Below are 21,942 nucleotides of genomic sequence, written 5' to 3'. Positions count from 1 at the left end.
CTATTTGAGTTTAGATGGAATTATTATCGTTTGAATTGCCTGCGCACTTATACTTACTTTTACACTGTCCTCAGTAAAAGACAACATAAAATCTTTTGGTTCTTTCCCTTCATTAAACACCACTACAGCTATTGAGCCATCAGGATTTTTAGCAGCAGTAACCTGAAGTGTCTCAGCTGAATTGTCCACGCCAATAACTTCTGCTCCTGGTCTCATATATTTACTGAAATGTGCCATGGTATAATAAAGTGGCGTAAAGTAAACCTCATCCGCTTCCTCATCTACAATAACTGGTGCCGCACACCAATTCTCAAACCAATTAGGGCCTCCCTGTCGGTTTAAAACCATATTCCAATCTACCCAACCATCTACCCAATTGTTCAAACAACCAATAATATCTCTAGCATAGCGATTAACTGGCGCATACTTAGGATGCAAGTATTTTTTTTCCTCCTCTCTCCAATCATAACCCCAATCTGTTGCTTCTTTTTTCCAGTACCAAGAATCGTCTTTCCAAGCAGGTACTTCAGAATCTATACAACCTTCAGTTTCAATTAAAAATTTATTCGGTGCTTTATTGTGTGCATATTGTAATGCTTTTGGGAAAACATCATAAGTACTCTCGTACCAATGAATTGCTGTGCCATCAAAATATTTTGAGGATGCTTCATCTTTAAACATTACATCCACCCATTCTTTTAAGCCATCTCTATTTTGATCATAACCCAAAATATTGACTTCACCTTTTCCGTCAGCCTCTAATTTTGGCCCTAAGTGGTTTTGAACAAAATCCGTTTCCTCTTCTGGCGAAAAGTGCATACTTTCCCAATTGTTACCATTACCGTGTGGTTCATTAACTGGTGTTAATCCCCAAATACCAATGCCTTCTGCCTTATAAGCATCAAGGTATTTAGCAAAGTAGAGTGCAAAAACGTTGTAATATTCTGGTAGTAATTTTCCTCCTACGTATTCCTTATTATCCTTCATCCATGGTGGTGCTGTCCATGGTGATGCAATAATACCAAAGCCATCTTTTGAAATTGCCATAGCATCCTTTATCATTGGGATTAAATCCTCTCGATCTTCTTCTATTGTGAAGTTTTTTAATTCCATATCATCAGGAACAGGTGCATACGTGTAATTGTTTAAAGAAAAGTCACAAGATGCAATGTGTGTTCTCGTTAATGAATAATTGGCACCATCCTCAGCAAAATAAGCCTGAAGAATTGTATCTCTATTTTTTTTGCTCAGCTTATTCAACAAATACGCAGATGATTCTGTGAACGAACCACCAAACCCTGTAATGGTCTGAAATTTTTGTTCTGGTAGTATTTTAATTACAGCAGCAGAATCCACTTCCGAATATTCTGTTATTCTTGTTAGTTTATTACCACTAGCAGAAGTTTCATAAATCTCAACTCTTAGTTTATCATTTTTTTCAGAATTACAACTCATAACAGCAAACATTAAAATAACCACTAGACTGCACTTGAATATTTTCATACGATGTAATTTTAATTATCTTGTTTATTTACATTTCTGTAAATCTTTTTCACGACTGAAAACACTTCTTTCTTATTTCTGTCTATATCCACAATTCCCCAATACTCTTCGTTAGGGCTTCCATCAAAAGGAACTCCTGTACTATTAGGTGCAGTTCCTCCAGTATCCTGCACGTCATTGTTACCAGCTTTCCACCAACCATCAGTAAATGAAAACAAGGTAACACCCGAACAGATATCTTGACCATCAAAAGTTGCTTTTAAAATAATTTCGGTAGCATCTGCTTGTGCTTTTTCATTCACACCTTGCTCATAACCTTCATTAGCAACTTGCATATAACTATCTGCCCCTGTTTCGGATAAATACATCGGTTTATCACTAACTTCTTTCCACTCTTTAAAAATCGTTTCTGGTCTTACTGAGCGATAAACATTCATTCCCCAAACATCGATATTAGGGCTCATAGTCAGTGCCAAAGTATCTGGCAAATCGCCATGCGCTGTCGTTACTGGATGAGAGGTATCATTTTGATGGATTAGGTTAGCTGCATCATTCATGGCTTTGTACCAATTCTTAAGGTGTCCATCAAACCATTCTGGGTGATAATTATATTCATTACCCAATTCCCACATTAAAATGGCATTATGATTTTTATATGTATTGATGTAATCTATGAATGTACCAGACACGATGTCGTTTTTACCACCTTGATTATATCCGAAGCCAATGATCACCTTAATGCCTGCCTCATCAATTTCATCTAGTACTTCTTTTTCTTCAATGGGCGCATAAACTCTAATGGTATTAATGCCTGCTTCTTTCATTAAAGCAAGATCTTGTGTAAGATTTCCAAAATCGCGTTGGTTGCCACTGCCCTTTGGTACGGGATGATAGCAAATACCTTTAATGATGTACTGAGCGTCATTAACATAAATATGACGATCTTTTACAGTAACCGTTGTATTTTGGGTTTTACTTTCACAAGACATCAATACAAATGCTATGACCAAAAAATTTAGAAAATTTTTCACTGTGTGATTTTTTTTAATTCAGGAACCAAAACATCTTTCATCAACCTGCTTTTGTTTCCATTATATGTTTTTGTAATAGGTTTTCCATTTCTTCCCAATCCTTTGAAAACTCCCTTATCTACCAAATCCCAAAGTGCATATTTTGCTTTTCCGTCTATGGTAAATAACCCAAAATGATTTTCTGAGCCTTTAGGGTTTTTAGCATCTTTCCAGTTCTCATCGAAAGCTTCAAAATAGAAGCAAGACATACCTGCTGCATTTGTCCAATCTCTCATATGATTATAATACAAAGCTTGCTTATACTCATCAGTTGCCATAGCTCCCGAATCTCCGTAAAGTTCAGCTGAATGACTTGCCCAACCTGTCTCTCCTATGTGAATCGGCTTATTTACCCCTAGGCTTTTCATATAAGCTACAACACTATCGTATTGAGAAACAGCGTACTTTTTTGCACGCAGCATGGCTGCATCTATTTTTTCTGTTTTGGACAATTCAGTTTCAGAATTTAAAACTCCCCAGAATACTGGGTTATAATGCGTATCGTGCATTGGGTAGGTATGCATAGAAATATAATCAACCGCTTTTATCAGTTTTTCTAGGTCTTTGACATGGTATTCTTCACTTCCGCCTCCCCAAGATGCAAAATTGTCTGAGCTTGTAATCCAAAGATCCTTAGGTAATTCTCCTTGCTTTTTTAAATCCTGTAAATGTTTCACCCATTTTAAGATGACACCAGGTTGCACATAGTATGCCGTTGCCCATTTAACCATAGCTTCATTACCAACTGCAAGAACTTTTACAATTTCTGGATGCTCTTTTGCAAGTTCAACCGCCATTTTTACTTCTACTGGATTTCTTTCACTCTCCTGATCATGGTCTGGTTCGCCATTTGGCCAATCGAAAGCATTTTTGCAATCAATCCAAATACCGAGCATGACATACATTTCAAAATTTGAATCCTTCTGCTTAAGCTCTTTTATAGCTTTAAGCACATTTGAAGCGTGAGGCAAATGAACATTATATGTTCTTAATACTCTAATTCCCATAGCATTGAGGATTTTCATATCCTCTTTAATTTCTTCAATAGTAGGTTGTATATCTCTACTTTGAGACCTATAGCCACCATAAGAAATTGCTAAGTACTCTGGGTTTCCTAAAATATCTTTTGCACTCAAACTTTGTTTTGCTTTTGTATTTGTTGAATCATTGTCGTTTTTTTTGACATCATTACATGAGAACAATAGTACTACTAAAAAGAAGACTCCTATTTTAATACTGTTCTTCATGGTTTTCAACTTTCTATTTATTCAATGACACAATAATCTGTTTTACATCTCCCTTACGTTTGAAGATATTATCACTAGTATCTGCATCTAGTTTTAATTCTTGAAACGTTGTTACAGAACCATCAGTCCATTTAACTTCTATTCCTGTACTGCTATCTTGCTTATATACAATTGGCACTTGGCAATAGGTAAAGCACAACTCTCCTTGATTTAATTGAACCGATTTTGCTTTTCCATCGACAGTTGTATAATTAAACACCTCTGATGCATTCAGAAATTCTTCTTTTCTTAACAGACTTGGATTAAAACGAATGATACCGTCTTCAACAAAAACACCAAGTTCCCCAAATCGGCAAAGTACATCCTCCTTTACCTGACCTGTCATACCAGGTTGTTGTGCACCTTTACCTGCTGGTGTATGGGAATAAGGGTCTGTTGGAAATGCTCCATAGAGTTCTGGTGATTTGTGTACACCAATACCTTCATTGATTTCGTAATAATGGTCCAGTAAACCTCCAATGATTTTATCATCTTCATTATTTTCAATCGCTTTTATGCAATTTTCTTGTACAGCCAGTAATAATTTAGATACCATGTGCCAATAAATAGAACCCAATCCTTCGTAGCCGTAGAACGTACCTGAACGTCCTGTAAATGATTTATGGTCAAAGACCGACTCAAAGGTTTCGAGAAGTTGTTGTTCTTCTTTTTTGGCAAGTTCCCTGTATTGTTCTGGTAGTTCCTTAATTGCTGATTTCAAACTATCCGCATTGTTGAAATTTCCATTAAAATGGTAATTGCCCAACACATCTTTTTCTATGACTTGCTTGTTACCATCACTGACTAGTTGTTGTAGCAATTCTGAATTCTTGACTGCGCTTTCTGGAATGTTATTTTTATCTACAAAACGAGATAATTCTTTATTGGGGTAAAGTATATAACTGTACTGATCTGGCCTGAATAAGGCACTCGCTTTTAATCCATTCAACAAACCTAAAGCTTCTTTTGAACTTAAGAATCTTGAGCTTAATACAGCAACTTGCCCTTCTAGCATTTCGGACAGATATGATATCGAAACTTCGGTATCATTTTCTACCGTCATTAGATTATAGGCATGATATAAATTATCTGAACGCTTATTGGCTTTTATAGTATGCTCTAAATACGATTTTGTAATACTGAAGAAATTCAGCAAGTCAGATTTAGAGATTTGTTCTTTTTCATTTTTAAATCCAGAACGATAGATAGATAATCTGTAATGACTTCCTGCTTTGCCCAAACCATCTAATACCGTTTTTCTATCTTTATCTGAAATCGATCCGTTTAGGATATTCTTATTTTCATTCATGGTTTCAACAACCGCACTGAAGAATTGATGCAACTCGATTGAAATAGCAACCTCATCTAATTCTGAATCTGAGACTACGTTCTCAAAAAAGTTTAAGAAGCGTTGCAGATAATAAAGTGTAACCATTGACACTCCGTTACCAACTAGTGCATTGTTGGCATCATTCCATTCTGGTCGTTGTGTATTTAGCCATATGCCACCTTCAGGAATAAAATTGGATACTTTCGCCAGTACGGTGACCAAAAGTTTTTCAATGAGATTGACCTTATAAATTTCATTGTTATTAGCTTTCAACAACGCACCATCTACTCCAATCTCTTCTCTCGATTTTTCAATAGTTTCATTGAGCTCATAGTCGAAATCTATAGTGTCTTTTGGATTCTTTAAAGTGTCTTCGTAACTCTTGATTTTATAAGGCACATTGGCAAAAACAAAGATGTTTTCATCAAAGCTATTTGCCAATTTTTTAGGATAGTGCTTCTCACTAAACTCTAAGAACTTCAACAAATAAATAATTTGATGGTCGCCCCAATACCCTATATAAGACCAAGGGTCGTCCTCTTCTATAACTTCCCAATCGAAACCATCTTTGGTCACTCGGTATGGGTTATAACCTTCAAAAGTTGAAGCATTAAGGAATTTATGAATCATTCCTTCAATAAACTCAGGATACGAATGTGCCAAAGCTTCCCAGTTCTGGAAGATATCTCTCCAGTTCCCTTGATAATCGAGAATTTTGGAACCATCAATTTCGCTATGTGTGTTAATGGAAAATTTATTCCAAGGTCGGCTCGGATCTCCGTGCCTTCTACTAAATTTTAATGGTAGATATTCAAAACATAAACGCTTAAAATCCGAATCATTATCGACTTTAGCTAAGCTTTTTAGTTGGTGAACGCTAAATGTTTCAGGCAGTCCATTTAATACATCAGTTTTGTTATTTGCAACAGTTTTGTTGGCTTTACCAATGTATTTTACAAAATCTTCTTTTTCAATGGTATAGTTGTCATCGAAAATGCCGCCACGCATTACATTAAAAAGCGTATTGGCAAAATGCCTCGTATTTCTAAGTTGGTCACTTCCTAATTGAAGTCCGTCTGCTGCACCTGCAATGGCAATTAACTTTTCAGTTCCTTGATCAATGTCATTTTGAACTTGCTCTAAAAGTTGATTTTCATTTTTAATCTTAACTGAAATAGCTTGTATATCGCTGACAGTTTGGTTCACATTTGCAATGAAGTCCCAAGAGCTTGTCTCGTTAGCCTCTAATTTTATTTCTGAGGATATAAAATAGGCTCCCTTTTCTGCACGTACGTCTTCTTCTTGATGGATTCCCTTTCCTTTTCTAAAATTATTCAGTTGACGAGAAGACAACAATATTTGAGGGTTATCGATACCGAGCGACCAAACTATGTTAGCTTTTAATGCTTCGCTTGGTTCTGCTTTATCTACAATAATAGCACTTAGTGCATAGATTCCTATACCAGAATCGCTTTGCAATTCGCTTTTCTTATAAGCATCAACCAAATTGCTGTATTGATTTTGTAGATCTGCGCCAACACCATAAGGGATAATATTTTGCAACCCATCCAATACCGTAACCTCAATTCCTTCGGAATTATTATTTACTAATGTTGACGTCTTAACAAACCCATACGCATTGCTAGAGCTCCATTGATATCTGAAAGTTAATCCAAGATCATTGTTAGTTTCTTCAAACACAACCTTGTTGCCATAACTGTTTTTATATAGGTTCCTTTTAACATTGTATATGCCAACGTAATTAGCTGAGAATGGCTCCCATAAATTTGTTTTGCCATCTTTATAAACCCTTAAAATAGTTTTGCTTCCAGTAACCTCAGCCGATTCAGTTATTTTATCGTCCGTATAATATGGAAATAAGGCATATTCAGCATTTTTTCTTCCTGCAGTTAAGCCTCCATTACTAGAAATGAACATCCAATGGTTAGAGTCACTTACAAGGCTCATAAAAAATGGTCGCATATTATCACAATTAGAAATTTTGTAATAATCTTCACCATTCAATTTCACAAGTTGCCCTTGCACTTCAGCATCATCAAATGAAGCTGGTTGATTCCCTATATATATATTGTCGTTATGCGAATGCATTCTCTCTTCTTTAGAATAATTTGATTGAACTAATTGCAATTTGATTTCATTTAGTTAAAAGGCCGAACTACAGCTCGACCTTTATATTGTTTTAGTAAACACAACTCATTAAAAGGTTTATGAAAAAACAATATTTTTTATTGATAAAGTCTCACATAATCAATCTCCATACTATCTTCAGTAAAATTAGGATCGATTGTTCCACCTAGTGTACCTCCCATTGCCACATTAAGTATCATGAAAAAATCATCTTGAAATGGTGAACTCGGGATAGCAGAACTACTACTATTCATCACAAAGTATTGCACATCATCTACAAAAATTCTTATGCTACTAGCGTCCCATTCTAAAGAATACACATGAAATTCAGATGAAGCGTTAGTCACATTAGTTTCTAAACCATAGCTTGCATGACTAGAATCTGATGTATTGAACCAATGGCAGGTTCCTAAGACCTTACTTTTGTCCCAACCCGTTTGTTCCATAATATCAATCTCACCACATCTTGGCCAACCCACGGATGGGAAATTGGCTCCCATCATCCAAATTGCAGGCCATGTCCCTTGCGAAGAAGGTAGTTTAGCCCTTACATCAACTCTACCATACTTAAATTCGAAAAGTCCTATGGATTTTAAACGCGAAGAGGTATAGCTAGAGCCATTGGCTTTTGCAATAATTTTAAGACGTCCATCTTCAACCTTTACATTAGTAGAATTGTCGGTATAGGTCTGCTCTTCATTATTTCCCCAACCTCCTGCACCTAGGTCATAGGTCCAGTTTTCGCTGTTAGGAGCTCCATCTTGAAAAAACTCGTCGGCCCAAACAGGTGGATTTCCAACATAATAAGATACTGCAAGTATTTCTGACGTGTCTATAGTGTCATTTGTACTTGAGTAAGCTACTACAGTCACTTCATGATTGTCTATACCTTCTACACTATTGAAAGTGAATTGATAAGTGCCATCTACACTCTGAACTTCGTTACCTCCATCGATAATATAACCATATGACACAGCATCTGTTGCCTGTGCATTAAAGTTGACAACACCAGAACCATCACCATAAGGGTTATTAGTATCTGCACCTTCAATTGTAGCAGTTACCACAAGATTTGATGGTACAATAACGGTTGTATCTTCTTCTACGTAAACCGAGAAACTTTCAACCTCGCTAATAGATTCTCCACTACTTGAATAGGCTTTAACCGTTACGATATAGGTGTTTGTTCCTTCATCCGTAAAGATGTGTTGAATGGTACCACTGGTATTTTGTACTTCTGCGTCACTTCCGAATTTAAATCCGTAATTGACCGCATTAGTAGCTGTTGCAGAAACATTTACCACACCAGAACCATCACCATTAGGGTTAGCAGTATTGGCACCAACAATATCAATAGTCACCACTAAATTAGACAGCGTGTTGCCTCCAGAACCATCATCGGAACTATCACTGGAGCAACTCCACAATATCAAAAGTGATACCGTTATAAATAAGATTGAATATGCTTTCAACTTGAATAGTCTCATCTTCTAACTACTGATTATTCTGCAATTAAGATAAATCCCCAATCAAATTGACCATTTCCATCAGTTGATCTTAACACCATTTCGTTAGCAGAACGCATTTCGAATTTATACGTATGATCTCCACCAATATAATAGCCTAAAAATCCTATTCCTGTTAAGTTTAATGTTTCGACACCACCTGGAGCAGTAATAAACCATTGTTCAGTATAATCTGAATATGGATAGTTTTCAATATCTGCGCCGTTCTGAACTCCTTCACCAGGTCCGTTTAGCTCATTGATAAGCACTTCACGTCCGAATACAGTTCCTGAAGGGTCATCTCCACCTTCATCATTAGTATTATCAGTGATATGAGTAAACGTGCCATCTACATTAAAGATATAACGATCATCATACATACCTACACCTTCCTTGTCAAATGGTGGAGCTCCAAAAAACTCATTGAATATACCACCAACAGGGCCTAAACCAAAATGACTATTTGCTTCACTTTTAATCCTCCATGTTCTAGAGCTATCATTTGTGAGCATTGTAATTAAATCTGCAGGAGGCTCATATAGGGATAATACCTCAACGTCAATCGTTTGGCTTGATGAAGCACCTCCTGTACCATAAGCCACAACGGTCACGGTATAGGTGTTTAATCCTAAAGTCGCAAAATTATACGTCTGCATTCCGTTAGGAGCAGAAGATGTTGCGCCATTATAAGTATATTGGTACGATATAGCGTTGTTAGCTGTTGCTCTAAAATTGACTACACCACTACCGTCTCCATTTGGGTTGGCAGCATCAGCTCCAACAATATCAACTTCGATTTGAATATTGGATGGAGCAACAATATCACCAAACTCTACATCGTCCTCTTGGCAACCAGTAACTAATAAAAACATAGTTACCATACTGTACATTATATATTTTAAGTTTTTCATAATTATATATTTTAATGTTTTTGACTATGTTTAGTTAGTTAATGTAAATTCATCAAAGTAATACTCTGAATCATCACCAGGATTACCAAAGTCAAAGAAAATTACGACTCTAACATAATCTGCTACAGGTGCACCTGAGAAATCATACACTAATTCTTCCCATGTATTGGCAACTGAAGCATTGATATCTATTTCGTGAGTAATACTTGCGTCTGCATTTTCTAATTTTAATTTCACAACTCCGCCTGCATTTGGTGCCCAGGTTTTTACGCTGATTTTAGAATATGTGTTAAAATCCAAAGGAGTAGCCGTTTCAAAGAATGCTCCTGCCCATGGTTGAGAACCAGAGGTCTTCGTTAAATTTGCAACAGTAGCTGTTGTATTAACTCCTGAGACATCTGGATTAGCCAAAATTTCGATTCCTTCTATATCACCAAATACTGTGAATTCAGGTGCATCACCTTCAAAATCCTGAAAGCCTAATGAGCCTGCACCAGAATCATTAACTAATTCAATCTCATCAAAGAAATACATTGAATCGTCCCCTGCATTACCAAAATCAAAGAATATAACTACCCTAACGTAATCTGCTATTGGTGCAGCACTAAAGTCGTACAACAAGTTTTCCCATTGGTTTGTTACAGTTGTATTGAGGTCGACTTCATGCGTTATACTAGCATCGGCATTTTCAAGTTTTAGTTTAACAACAGCACCTGCAGTTGGCGACCAAGTTTTTACATTTATTTTTCCATAACTCACTAAATCAATAGGAGCAGCCGTTTCAAAGAATGTTCCTGCCCATGGCTGAGAACCAGATGACTTAGTTAACTTAGCAACTGTACTCGTTGTATTAGCACCGGATGCGTCTGGGTTCGCAACAACTTCAGTAGGCGCAATATCACCAAATACTGTAAAAGCAGGTTCTGCACCTTCAAAATCTTCAATCATTGCCGTAACAACACCTGTAGCTTCCTTATAGAAATATATATTGTCAATAAACGCAGTTCCGCCACCACTAAAAGGGTCTCCTACATATTTTATCTGATGTATATCAGCTACAGTAAAACCTCCTTGATCCGTAAAATCTGAAATTGGAATATCTATGCTTGTCCAAGCATTAGGATTCAAATCAACAACTACAGGTCTTTCTCCATTTGAAACACTAATAAGTGAAACCTCAATACTTTCTAAGACATCTGCAGTCCAAACGTCTAGGTGTATGAATTCCATATCGGAAACATCAACTGGTGCTGCCAATTGGTTACCTTGATAACTAATATTTGTGTATTGTAGCATTTCATCACCATCTAGGTCATAAGTTCCCCAACTACTTCCGCAGCAATCACCTTGGCCCCAATTAGGAAAAAAATCTGTTCCTTCTATGTCTATATAAGCTTCAGTGTACAATGCTATAACATCACTCTCAGCTCTCGCTGGAGGTGTTGGTGCTGAAGCCACTGGTGCTTCAATTGCTGTTACTTCAAACTCTTCTGTGTACGTCGTAGTCTCAATTGCAGATCCCATTGCAATTACTGTAATGGTATAAGTGCCTGCTTCTTGGTATATATATGAGACTCCTTCACCTATATTAGCACTTAATGGAGTATCATTGCCTGGCTCACCAAAATAAACATCATAACTCATAGCAAAATCTGCGGTTGCAGTTACGTTTACTTGTTTTGATATTGCGGCATCATTTTCAATAGTCACCACAAGATTTTGAGGAGCTTGAAAAGACACTACTAATTGTTGCTCAGCCTGTGTTATTAAGCCATTAATACTTGTCGCAGTTACACCAACTGTATAGGTACCTTCTGCATAAACATTGTCAATACTTTCGCCTGGCTCTAAACTTATAGTATTTCCTGTTCCATCGCCAAGTGCAATTTCGAATTGTGTAGCACCTACTGCGTTAGGAGTAATGGTTACTAACCCAGAGTTATCTTGGGTAGTTCTAAATTGTAAAGATACATCGCTTGGAGCATCTGCATTATCTACAAATTGAGTTCCACGTTCATCTTCTTCACAACCTACAAAGGCTATAAGAAGAAAACTAACTAAAATTAATCTTATATTTTTCATATCACTTTTTTTTAATATCCTGGATTTTGTTCCCACTGGTTCCCAGCTAACTGAATTTCTATTAAAGGAATAGGGAACAACTCATGCTTACCTGATTGGAAACCATTAATTTCTGAAGCTGCTCTTCCTGTTCTTACTAAATCGAAGAAGCGATGTCCTTCACCAACTAACTCTACTCTTCTTTCATGATAAATCGCATCAGTAAGTGCGCTACCTGTAGCACTAACATTATTATCTGAATTTCCAAAAGCACGTTCTCTAACTCTGTTTAAGTACATCTGTGCTCTAGAATCGCTTATACCACCTCTGTTTAAAGCCTCTGCAGCCATTAATAGCACATCTGCAAACCTTATTGCTCTGTAGTTATTTGGATTTGTTAAGTTAGCATCACCTGTATTTAAATCCCCTTGTCTAGAGATGTATTTTCTATTGAAGTATCCTGTGTGCTCAAAACCAGTACTGAATGTAGCACCTGTTTCTGCAGCCCAAGCATCGATATCCAAAATAGCAGTCTCTAATCTCATATCTCCCTCTTCAAACTCATCAACCACATCTTGAGTAGGCACATTAAAACTAAAACCTGATTCGAAAAGCGGTCCGTTATAATTTCTTATACCATTAAACCCTACTGCTATATTACCTTCACTACATTGAAAACACCCAAAACCTGCACCTTCTACGTCTGTATATTGTACTTCGAAAACGGATTCTATATTGTTTTCATTATCGTTTTCAAACATGGTGCTATAATCTGTAATAAGATCATGAGGTCCATTATCTATTAAATCTTCTAAAACTGCTGCGGCTTCAGTAAATTTATCTTGGTATAGATATACTTTACCTAACATAGCCTGAGCTGCACCCTTAGTTATTCTACCTGTTTGGGATTGCACATAAGGAAGGTTATCTGCCGCAAACATTAAATCTTGCTCCATTTGCAAGTAAATTTCTTCTTTAGGTGTTCTATTTATTGAAAATTGATCACCAAATTGCAATCTTGTATCTACTGCAAAAGGTACATCTCCAAAAAACTTTACTAATTCAAAATAATAATAAGCTCTCAAAAATCTTGTTTGTGCCAAGACGCCTTCCTTACCAGCAAAGTCAGTTTTGTCTTGAAACTCCATTATGTAATTAGCTCTATTAACACCCGCATACATCCATTGCCAAATATCTCTTAATTGCTGATTAATTGGTGTATGAATCATATCATCAATTTCTTGAATGCCTGGGACGTCATTAGCGTTTTCGCCACCCGCTAGCGTATTATCAGACGCTATATCACCCAACATTACACTTAAGTATGTAGTTTGCAATAAATCATATGCAGCTATTAAGGCATTTTGATAATCCTCTTCTGAATTGAAAAAGTTTTCTGAGTTTTCTGCATTTGATTCGACATCTACAAAATCATCACTGCATGAAGCCATGATAAATAATGCAATAAAAATGTATGTGATTTTTAAATTTTTCATGGTCTATTTAAAATTTTAAGTTCATTCCTATTAAATATGTTCTTGGATTAGGATAGAATCCGTAATCTATACCTCCGCCAATAGCCTCTCCTGTAGAAGCCGTTGGGTCATAGCCACTGTACTCAGTTAATGTGACCAAATTACTAGCGGACACATATAATCTCAATTTATGTATTCCCCATTTTTCTGCCGTTTCTGGCGAAATAGAATACCCTATTTGTACATTCTGTAATCGAACAAAAGAACCATCCTCTACATAGAAGTCTGAGAATAACGTATTGTTAGTTGCGCCAGTTGTTACTCTTGGGAACGTATTACTTGTACCTTCTCCCGTCCAACGGTTTAAATACTGTACTGTTCTATTAGTACGTGGTAGGTTTCTTTCGTAATTCCTTACAATGTCATTACCTACTGAGGCGAATGCATAAGCACCAAAATCGAAGTTTTTATAATCAAATGTAAGATTAAGACCCATTGTAGCATCAGGAATAGGATCACCAATATTAGTTCTGTCATCATCATTTATAACACCATCACCATTTATATCCACAAATATTAAATCACCTGGTTGTGTGTTGTTATTAAGAACTGGCGAATTATCTATTTGTGCCTGATTTTGGAAAATCCCATTGGTTCTAAAACCTCTAAAATAACCTATAGGTTGACCAGCTTCCATTCTTGCAGGTGGATCTTGCCCTATACCAAATGCACCTCCTGGAATAAAATCACCAGAACTACTTACTGAGATGACATTATTATCTAACATTGTTAGGTTATACTTAAGATTCATTTTAAAATTATCACTCAATTCTTCTGTATAACCAATAGCAAATTCAAAACCTTTGTTTTCAACTATACCAGCGTTAATGAAAGGTGAACCAGAACCTGGTGCTGCCGCACCTAAAATTCCGGATACTGGAGGAGACACTAATAAATCCTCTGTTCTTCTTTTGAAATAATCTACTGTTAAGTCGAACCTGTTATCCCAAAAACGCACATCTAAACCTACGTCAAATGTTTTTTGCTTTTCCCATTTAATTTGTGGGTTAGCTATAGCGCCTGGTGTTGTACCAAAAGTCAATACATCGTCAAACACATATGCTCCTTCTCCTGTTAACAGAGAAACGAATCTAAATGAACCAATCCTATCATTACCTAATATACCATAGGAAGCTCTGAACTTTAAAAAATTAATAAGTGAACTATCTTCGAGAAATGCTTCTTCTGAAGCAATCCAGCCTATTGAGCCTGATGGGAAAATACCAAACTTGTTTTGAGGACCGAAGTTACTTGATCCATCTCGTCTTACAACGGCAGACAACAAGTACTTTCCTTTATAATCATATTGTAATCTGGCAAAGTAAGACAAAAGTCTAGAGTCAAATGTTGACTCAAATGGAACAATATTCTGAACACCTGTTGAATTTTCTATTGTAGCGTTTCCAACGTAGTTATCTGGAATTTCAAATCCTACAGAACCTGTGAAGTTCCCTGTAGTCTTAAATACAGATGTACCCAAAAGCACATTTAGGTTATGAGCGTCGTTGAAACTGTTTTCATACTTAATAAAAGCATCAAACGTATAGTCTCTAAAATAGTTTCTACTCTCTACAACCTGGTTACGCTCAATATCAAATACCTTATCAACAGTACCTTGAATACCATAATCTACAATTGGTGAAAATGTTCTTCCTGTTGTTTGTGCATAGTTGAATTGATAACTAGCCTGAGCCGTAAAGTTTTCTAAGAAGTTATATGATAGGTTTATATTTCCGTTAATCTTATCTACTAATCCTCTATTATAGGTGTTATCGATTTGTTTATTTGGGTTTACAACTTCAAACCCAAGATTTTCAGCTGCTTCATTAGGTCTAATTGTTGGCGCCATATTAAGTGCATTAAACAACACTGAACCAATACCTGTTTCAGGAAGTGTTCTTCTTACAGTGTGCGTCCAAGTAATACCCGAGTTTAACTTAAAGTTCTCTAAGAAATCTAATCCATAGCTCAATCGCTTTGTTAATCTGGTAAACTTTGCTTTATTACCACCAACTATACCATCTTGAGTTAGGAAGGAACTACCAAAAGCATAAGTTGATTCTTTACCACCACCCTTAAGAGTTAAGGCGTTACTGAAAATTGGTGCATTTTGAAAAACCTGATCTTGCCAATCTGTGCCTTGACCTAAACTAGAAACATCTGGAAATGGTAAACTCTCGCCATTTGCAGCAAAAGCTTCGTTCAATAACAATGCATATTCTGTTGCATTGAGCATTGGCAGTTTTCTTGTTGTTTCCTGAACTCCACCATAGGCATTATATTCAATGGTTAGTGGCATTTCTTTTCTACCAGATTTTGTAGTAATAAGTATTACACCGTTTGCCGCTCTCACACCATAGATACCTGCCGTTGCATCTTTTAAAACATTTACAGACTCTATATCATTAGGATTGATTACACTCAAATCCTCCACTACCGTTCCGTCTACCAATATTAATGGTCTGTTATCACCATTGGTTGAAATCCCTCTAATACTAATGGTAGAAGACGCACCAGGCGAACCAGAATTGGATACAATATTAACACCTGCAACTTGCCCTTGTAAGGCTTGCTCTATTCTTGTTGGCTTTAAAGTTTCAATGGTTTCACTAGAAACTACAGAAACAGCACCTGTAATTTCCTTTTTCTTTTGTGTACCATAACCTATTACTACAACTTCGTTCAAAGATTCGGTATCCTCTTGAAGCGCAATATTAATCGGTTGATTATTTGTTATGGTAACTTCTTGGGATACAAATCCAAGATAAGAAATTACTAAAACTGAATTTAGGGGCACATCATTAAAAGTAAAGTTTCCATCAAAATCAGTAGATACTCCTCTAGAGGTGTCTTTCAACAAAACATTAACTCCCGGAAGTGGTTGTCCTGTAGAAGCCTCTGTAACCGTGCCCGTAACGTTTACATTTTGCCCATGTATTGCAATTGAAAACACAAAAGCTAAGAGCGTAAAAAGTTTTATTTTCATCGATTAAATATTTAGATGATGCAACTTACAATATAAGACTAAGGAATCCTCAAAAAAAGACTATACAAAAAACATACAATACAAAAAAAGTTAGTTATTCTTATTAATATCGCAATAAAAGCCAATGAATTCATGACTTTCACTATTCAAAAATTAATGAGTTCTAAGTAAAAATACAAGCTGCAAATCTATTTGTATAGGTAATGTATAGGTGTTAACAGGAACTGTATAGGTGTTATAGTTCTAAAATGTAGTTAGCAAGGCTTTGTTCGTGGTCTAATCCCATCTTTTTTCTTAATCGATAGCGTTTTACTTCGACACTTTTATGGGAGATATTCAATAAAGGGGCTATTTCCTTTGAAGACAAATTCAATCTTAAATAAGCACATAACCTCAGGTCATTCGAAGTGATTGAAGGATGCAAGGATTTAACTTTTCTCATAAAGTCTTTATCTACATTGTTAAAGGCTTCTTCAAACAACTTCCAATCACTGGTGTTATTTAAACTTGAGTTTATCATTTTGATAACACCCCTAACCTCATCCAAAGATTTACTTTTAGATAGTTTTTCCTTTATATTATTAAGTAGTTCATTACGCTTTACTAAATTCATAGTAGCTGTACCGAGTTCTCTATTTTTATTATCAATATCTAACTGAAGATTTTGGTTTTTAAACTCCATTAATTGACGTTGATTCTCAAGTTGCTCTAATTCTAACTCTCTTTCTTTTTTTTCTATGACCCTTTGTTGTTGTCTTTTATAATACCTCTTATTGAAAAATTGAACTAAAAACACAAATAACAAAAACACCAAAACATAAGCTATTATAGCTATTGGTTTTAAATACCAAGGTTTATCTATCGAAAAGCTGTAAGACAAGGTATTAGCCGCAGAAACCGTACCTGCTTTTGCCCTAACTTTAAGTTCATAGTCTCCATGAGGTAAATTTTCAAATAGCACTTCAGAATCGGTGGACCAATCACTCCAATCGTCATATATACCTACCAATTTGTATTGGTATTTGGTTATGGAAAGTTTATTATAATATGGAGCGCTGTAACTAAAATGAACACTGTTGTACTTGTTTTCTAGGTTAATTGGCTCACTATAATCTATAGGAGCAAATTCATTATGAAGAGAAGTATAGGATGCGCCATTCAAATAAATGTTAAAAGATTCAGGTCTTTGGGTGTTAATATTTACCGTTATATAACCTTCCTTATTACCGAATAGATATTCTTCATCGCTTATAGGTAATATGTTTTCGAAACCCGTTTTAATTTTTCGCATATCTTCAGATATTTCGATGATATTGGCCTCTGGTTCATTAGAAAGTATACCTGGCTCTACATATAGTATTTTATCCTTTGTAAAGCCCCATAATCTATTATGCTCTTCTTCATATATCAATTTACCTGACAAATATTTGTCGCCCGTAAATAAATCGCTTAAAATTGAATCTTTTATGAAGGTATCTGAATCTTTATTAAAACTAAACACTCCCTCTCTATAACAATATAGAATTGAATTGTCATACTCTGTTAAGCTAGATTTTATTCCGTGTTCAATTGAGAGTTTCTTGTAGTCTAGAACCCTCCTAAAATCATTATCAATAGTCAATTTGTAAACCCCTTTGTATTCGTGATTAACCAATACTTCGTTTAAACCTGAAAATTCTATGAATCTTGAAGATATATCAAAGCCTTCAATTTTATTTCTGTACCTCCATTGCCCATTAACAAGCTCTAGAACATTAAGTCCCTTATAGGTACCTTGCAACAGCAAGTCCGATCTATTTTCAATGGACTTTATAATCCAAGTTCCTCTTATACTTGAAATCTTTGTCGCTCTATTTTGCTCTATGATAAAAGTCCCTTGATCATGGCCACAAAACAAAGTTCCATTTTTAACATCTAAAGTCCATACTTGCCCTTGAGTTCCTCCTATAAGTTCGAATCTGTCATCTGAATTTAGCTTTTTATAAAACAGACCTTGATTGGTTCCGAGATATAAATGGTCATCTACTTTTTCTGAAGTATATACAGTTCCTAAAGCGCCTTGTTTATCTTTATAAACTCTATAGGGAGAATCTAAATTTATAACATTGACACCATTATCTAATCCCAACCAAATGTTTCCATTTTTATCCTCATTAATTGAAAGCACTGTATTATTACTTAGTCCATCTTTCTGATCAATTTTCTGTAATAAGTCACCATCTTTATCCAACACCAAAATTCCGTTAGAAATTGTTCCGAGAACAAAATTTCCATCTTTTAACCTGACACTGCTATATAAGCTATAACCTGAAAGTATGTCATCGGTAATTGTCTGCCATTGGCTTATTTCACCATTGTTATAGATATAAAACCCATTATCTTTGGTTTGCAGCATCAACCCGTTTTCTAACTGGCAAATATTAACCAACTCAACATTATTTATTTTTGGTGATGAAACAACCAATTGAGATTTACCGTTCTCAATTTTGAAAATGCCATCCTCAATTTTTTGAAAATAGACAGCGCCATTGACTTCAAATATTTTATTAATTCTTGTTTTAGAATCAACAATTTCGAAACTTTTATCAGTTATATTATAGATATAAATACGTTCAAAAGATTGAAACAATACGTAGTCTTCGAGATTTATTATACCCCAAAATTCCTCGTCTTCTTTAACGCTAATGTTATTTTGTTTTGTAAGTGAAGTATAAACAAGTGTCCCGTATTGGTTTTTGTTCCAGTACCCAAAGTCCATGTAACCACCCGTGTAAATTCGGTCACCTACAGATTTAACAGATCTCAAAATATCATCATTTGGTGATCGATACAATTCCCAGGACGCACCATTGTATTCTAACAAACCTGCATTATTCGCAATGTAAATAAAACTGTTTTCGGTTTGGGATATAGACCAATTCTGGTCTTCTGCAGCATAATCTTGCGGTGTAAAAATCTGTATTGGTGGAATTTCTTGACCATGGACAGTTAGTCCAAACAAGCACAATAAAAAACAAAGAATTTTATTTATTACACCCATTACTAATTCTTTAAGTGAGTTGCCCTTTTCATAATTCAAAAAAGAACAATAGATATATTAATAACTAACTTGTTAAGGTACTAATATAGATAAATAAAAGGACTTTAGACATAATGTAGTGTTAAGAGCATTAGATAGTATAGGGTGAAATTAAACTGAATTATCTTGTAATTAGAAAAGTAAAAAAATAGATTGGGTTTTATTTAATAACAACTTTTTTTGATTTTTGTCCTGTCTCGTACTGAAGATTTACAATATAAATACCTCCACTAAGTGAAGCTATATTTATGCGATTCTCAATAATAGATGAATTAAGCTCAGTTGCAAGCACCTTCCTGCCCTGGATATCGTATAAATCTAATTGTGTGTTTTCTTGTAACCGGCCACTAACTATTAATTCTTTAGAACTATTTAAAACGAAAATATTCAGAGTATGTAAATTATTTCCAGTAGTTGATAATGCACCTTCAGATATTCTCAAGAAGAAACGTCCGGTCCCAGAGGTTGCAGCTGTAGGTAACATCACATAGTCATTATTGATTAACAAAGTTGACGTATTTGCAACCATATCATCAAGATAAACATTAACAGAAGCTGGCAATGACATATCAGCAATACTAAAGGTTAGTTGCGCTCCCTGATTTACATTTACTCCTAATGGAATTACCACACCTGAAAGATTACTAGAATTAACTGTTTGTATAGCCATTGGAACACCTTCATTGTCTTCAACCAAATGGGAATACAAAGCAAATTCTGGAACATTACCACCAAAAACAGATGCATCAAACCCTCTGTCTAAACCTAAGCTTGCGCTATCATGAAAAAAAACAGATGCTAAACAACTATCAGAAGCTGTACTCAGCCTTATTTTAATAAAATTTACATCACTTGATGTTCTACCTATTATAAAGTCATCTGAATTACCCACAGTCTGCATATTTGGTGTAAACTCCAAATCAGCAGATGATGAATTTGACGATACAAAAAAGCCTTGTCCTGGAGCTATTAGAGTTGGTCCATCCACCAAATTTGTAATCGTCCAATTACTTCCTGATCCGTCTGTATTATTTGCATCATAACCATAAATAGCTGCAGTATCCTCATCCAACAAACTAAGGTTTGATACTCCAGAGACAGACCCTATATGATTCAAAAATGTGTTAACATCTATATACGAAGGATAAGGATTTCCTATGAGGTTCCACTCCGGAAAATCGCCCGTAAAATCATTTTCAATAGATGCAGTAATAGAACCCGTTACAATTGACCCAGTAAAAACCAAGGCCTCTCCTAAACCTTCATCTAATGACGTATTTGTTCCTACTCTGTAACCCGTACCAGAAGATAAAGTTGTTGAAGTGTTGTAGTTGTATAGCAAATAGTCATCTGTATTGCCTTTTTCAAACGGACCGAATAGATAGGTTGTATTTGGTTGAGCTTCTCCATTACTTAATAGAACATCTGAATTATAATTATTGTCGTTAGTTAGAAAAGAAGTCCAGCTTTGTCCTGATAATGGAGGGGCAATCAAATCATTACCATTCAGTTCCGAATTGGTATATCTATGGTATTTAGAGGTTCCTGAAACAGCTATTGTGCCTTTTAGAATTAAACCAGAGTATGAATCTGATTCAGAATACATATTTAAATCACCATCTATGTTTAGAGTTGCTCCTGTAGAAACGATTAAATTTGCTCCACTATGAATGTTTAAATCTGTAATGGTTTTATCACCAGATAATATGGGTAAAGTTCCTGTTACTGGAATTGTTATTTCCGAACAAAAATCTGGTACTTGGTTTGGTGTCCAGTTATTTGGATCGTTCCAGTTGTTAGAGGCAGAACCATTCCAAGTAATTTGCAAAGGACTGGAGGCAAAGACTACCTCAAAGCGATCATTGGCAATAGAAGCAGGTGTACCAGAAGTAATAGAATAGCTATAGTTAACCGTACCACTTTGCGGTATCTCAGTAGATATATTAGTATAGTTATCAAATAAGAATGCCGTTGCGCATTGCATAGCTATGCCTTCTGCTACAATTGTATAATTGGTGTTCCTGTAAGTGTTAACTTCTAATTGGATTTCCTCTCCATCCTGTGGAGTATTTCTATTTTCAACACTTAATAAAATCCCGTTATTATTAGTCGCAAAATTTTCGTCTAAATTGGGAATATGCAGTGCATCATTAGCGTCAATAGCGTTATTACCTTCGGTGTCAAATAAAATTAATAACGCATCTGTAGCCGACTCATTATTAGCTAACGCACTACTTTCATATAACGATAGACGCAATTGTCCTTGGCTGGTAAATTCATTTACCCTTCTTAAATCTTCGGTTTTTAATCTAGGCTTATCCTTGCTTTTTTGCTTTAGGTTTATAGAAGATTCATTAATTAATGGAAAAATCAAGACGATTGTGAAAAATGAAAAGATGAAATTCAATTTCATGATAAAGCATTATTATGGTTGATTATAATGACCATAACCTATTAAATGCCCGGAACAAGGAGTAGAAAATTGAGGGTAGTAATTTTATGTTAACCAATTACTAAAAAGGGTAAAA

The 21,942-nt window shown here is 35.5% G+C and carries 11 protein-coding genes; all 11 read right to left on the bottom strand.

What is annotated here, in order from left to right:
• Positions 1-1,503 (bottom strand): glycoside hydrolase family 30 protein, encoded by a 1,503-nt coding sequence (locus ACQ65V_RS07180; RefSeq protein ID WP_430467393.1) that lies wholly within the window; start codon positions 1,501-1,503, stop codon positions 1-3.
• Between the two features lie 11 nt (positions 1,504-1,514).
• Positions 1,515-2,534, bottom strand: coding sequence for a glycoside hydrolase family 2 TIM barrel-domain containing protein (locus ACQ65V_RS07175; protein ID WP_430467392.1), 1,020 nt, complete (start codon positions 2,532-2,534; stop codon positions 1,515-1,517).
• A complete protein-coding gene (locus ACQ65V_RS07170; protein WP_430467391.1) occupies positions 2,531-3,820 on the bottom strand; it encodes a glycosyl hydrolase family 17 protein in 1,290 nt (429 codons plus the stop codon). Before ACQ65V_RS07170 ends, ACQ65V_RS07175 begins: the two co-directional genes overlap by 4 nt.
• A gap of 13 nt (positions 3,821-3,833) precedes the next feature.
• Positions 3,834-7,298, bottom strand: a complete 3,465-nt coding sequence (locus tag ACQ65V_RS07165; protein ID WP_430468622.1) for a hypothetical protein — start codon at positions 7,296-7,298, stop codon at positions 3,834-3,836.
• 137 nt (positions 7,299-7,435) lie between these two features.
• Positions 7,436-8,824 carry a glycoside hydrolase family 16 protein gene (locus tag ACQ65V_RS07160; protein WP_430467390.1) on the bottom strand — a complete coding sequence of 463 codons (1,389 nt, stop codon included), beginning with the start codon at positions 8,822-8,824 and terminating at the stop codon, positions 7,436-7,438.
• A 14-nt stretch (positions 8,825-8,838) separates the two neighbouring features.
• Complete coding sequence (locus tag ACQ65V_RS07155) at positions 8,839-9,753, bottom strand: glucan endo-1,3-beta-D-glucosidase (protein ID WP_412561702.1); 915 nt, start codon at positions 9,751-9,753, stop codon at positions 8,839-8,841.
• A 30-nt stretch (positions 9,754-9,783) separates the two neighbouring features.
• The gene (locus ACQ65V_RS07150) at positions 9,784-11,835 is read right to left on the bottom strand and encodes a PKD domain-containing protein (RefSeq protein WP_430467389.1); all 2,052 of its coding nucleotides are present in this window, start codon (positions 11,833-11,835) and stop codon (positions 9,784-9,786) included.
• Positions 11,836-11,846: 11 nt separating this feature from the next.
• The gene (locus ACQ65V_RS07145) at positions 11,847-13,310 is read right to left on the bottom strand and encodes a RagB/SusD family nutrient uptake outer membrane protein (RefSeq protein ID WP_155090184.1); all 1,464 of its coding nucleotides are present in this window, start codon (positions 13,308-13,310) and stop codon (positions 11,847-11,849) included.
• 7 nt (positions 13,311-13,317) lie between these two features.
• On the bottom strand, positions 13,318-16,335 hold the full coding sequence (locus ACQ65V_RS07140) for a SusC/RagA family TonB-linked outer membrane protein (protein WP_430467388.1): 3,018 nt from the start codon (positions 16,333-16,335) through the stop codon (positions 13,318-13,320).
• A 235-nt stretch (positions 16,336-16,570) separates the two neighbouring features.
• Positions 16,571-19,375 (bottom strand): triple tyrosine motif-containing protein, encoded by a 2,805-nt coding sequence (locus ACQ65V_RS07135; RefSeq protein WP_430467387.1) that lies wholly within the window; start codon positions 19,373-19,375, stop codon positions 16,571-16,573.
• Between the two features lie 199 nt (positions 19,376-19,574).
• Positions 19,575-21,827, bottom strand: coding sequence for a T9SS type A sorting domain-containing protein (locus tag ACQ65V_RS07130; RefSeq protein WP_430467386.1), 2,253 nt, complete (start codon positions 21,825-21,827; stop codon positions 19,575-19,577).
• Positions 21,828-21,942: the final 115 nt, after the last annotated feature.

This window comes from Winogradskyella ouciana (genome assembly GCF_965284585.1).
GTDB classification, from domain to species: Bacteria; Bacteroidota; Bacteroidia; order Flavobacteriales; family Flavobacteriaceae; genus Winogradskyella; species Winogradskyella ouciana.
The sequence above is the reverse complement of the archived record's forward strand: the minus strand, read 5'-3'. Positions and strand labels throughout refer to the sequence as shown.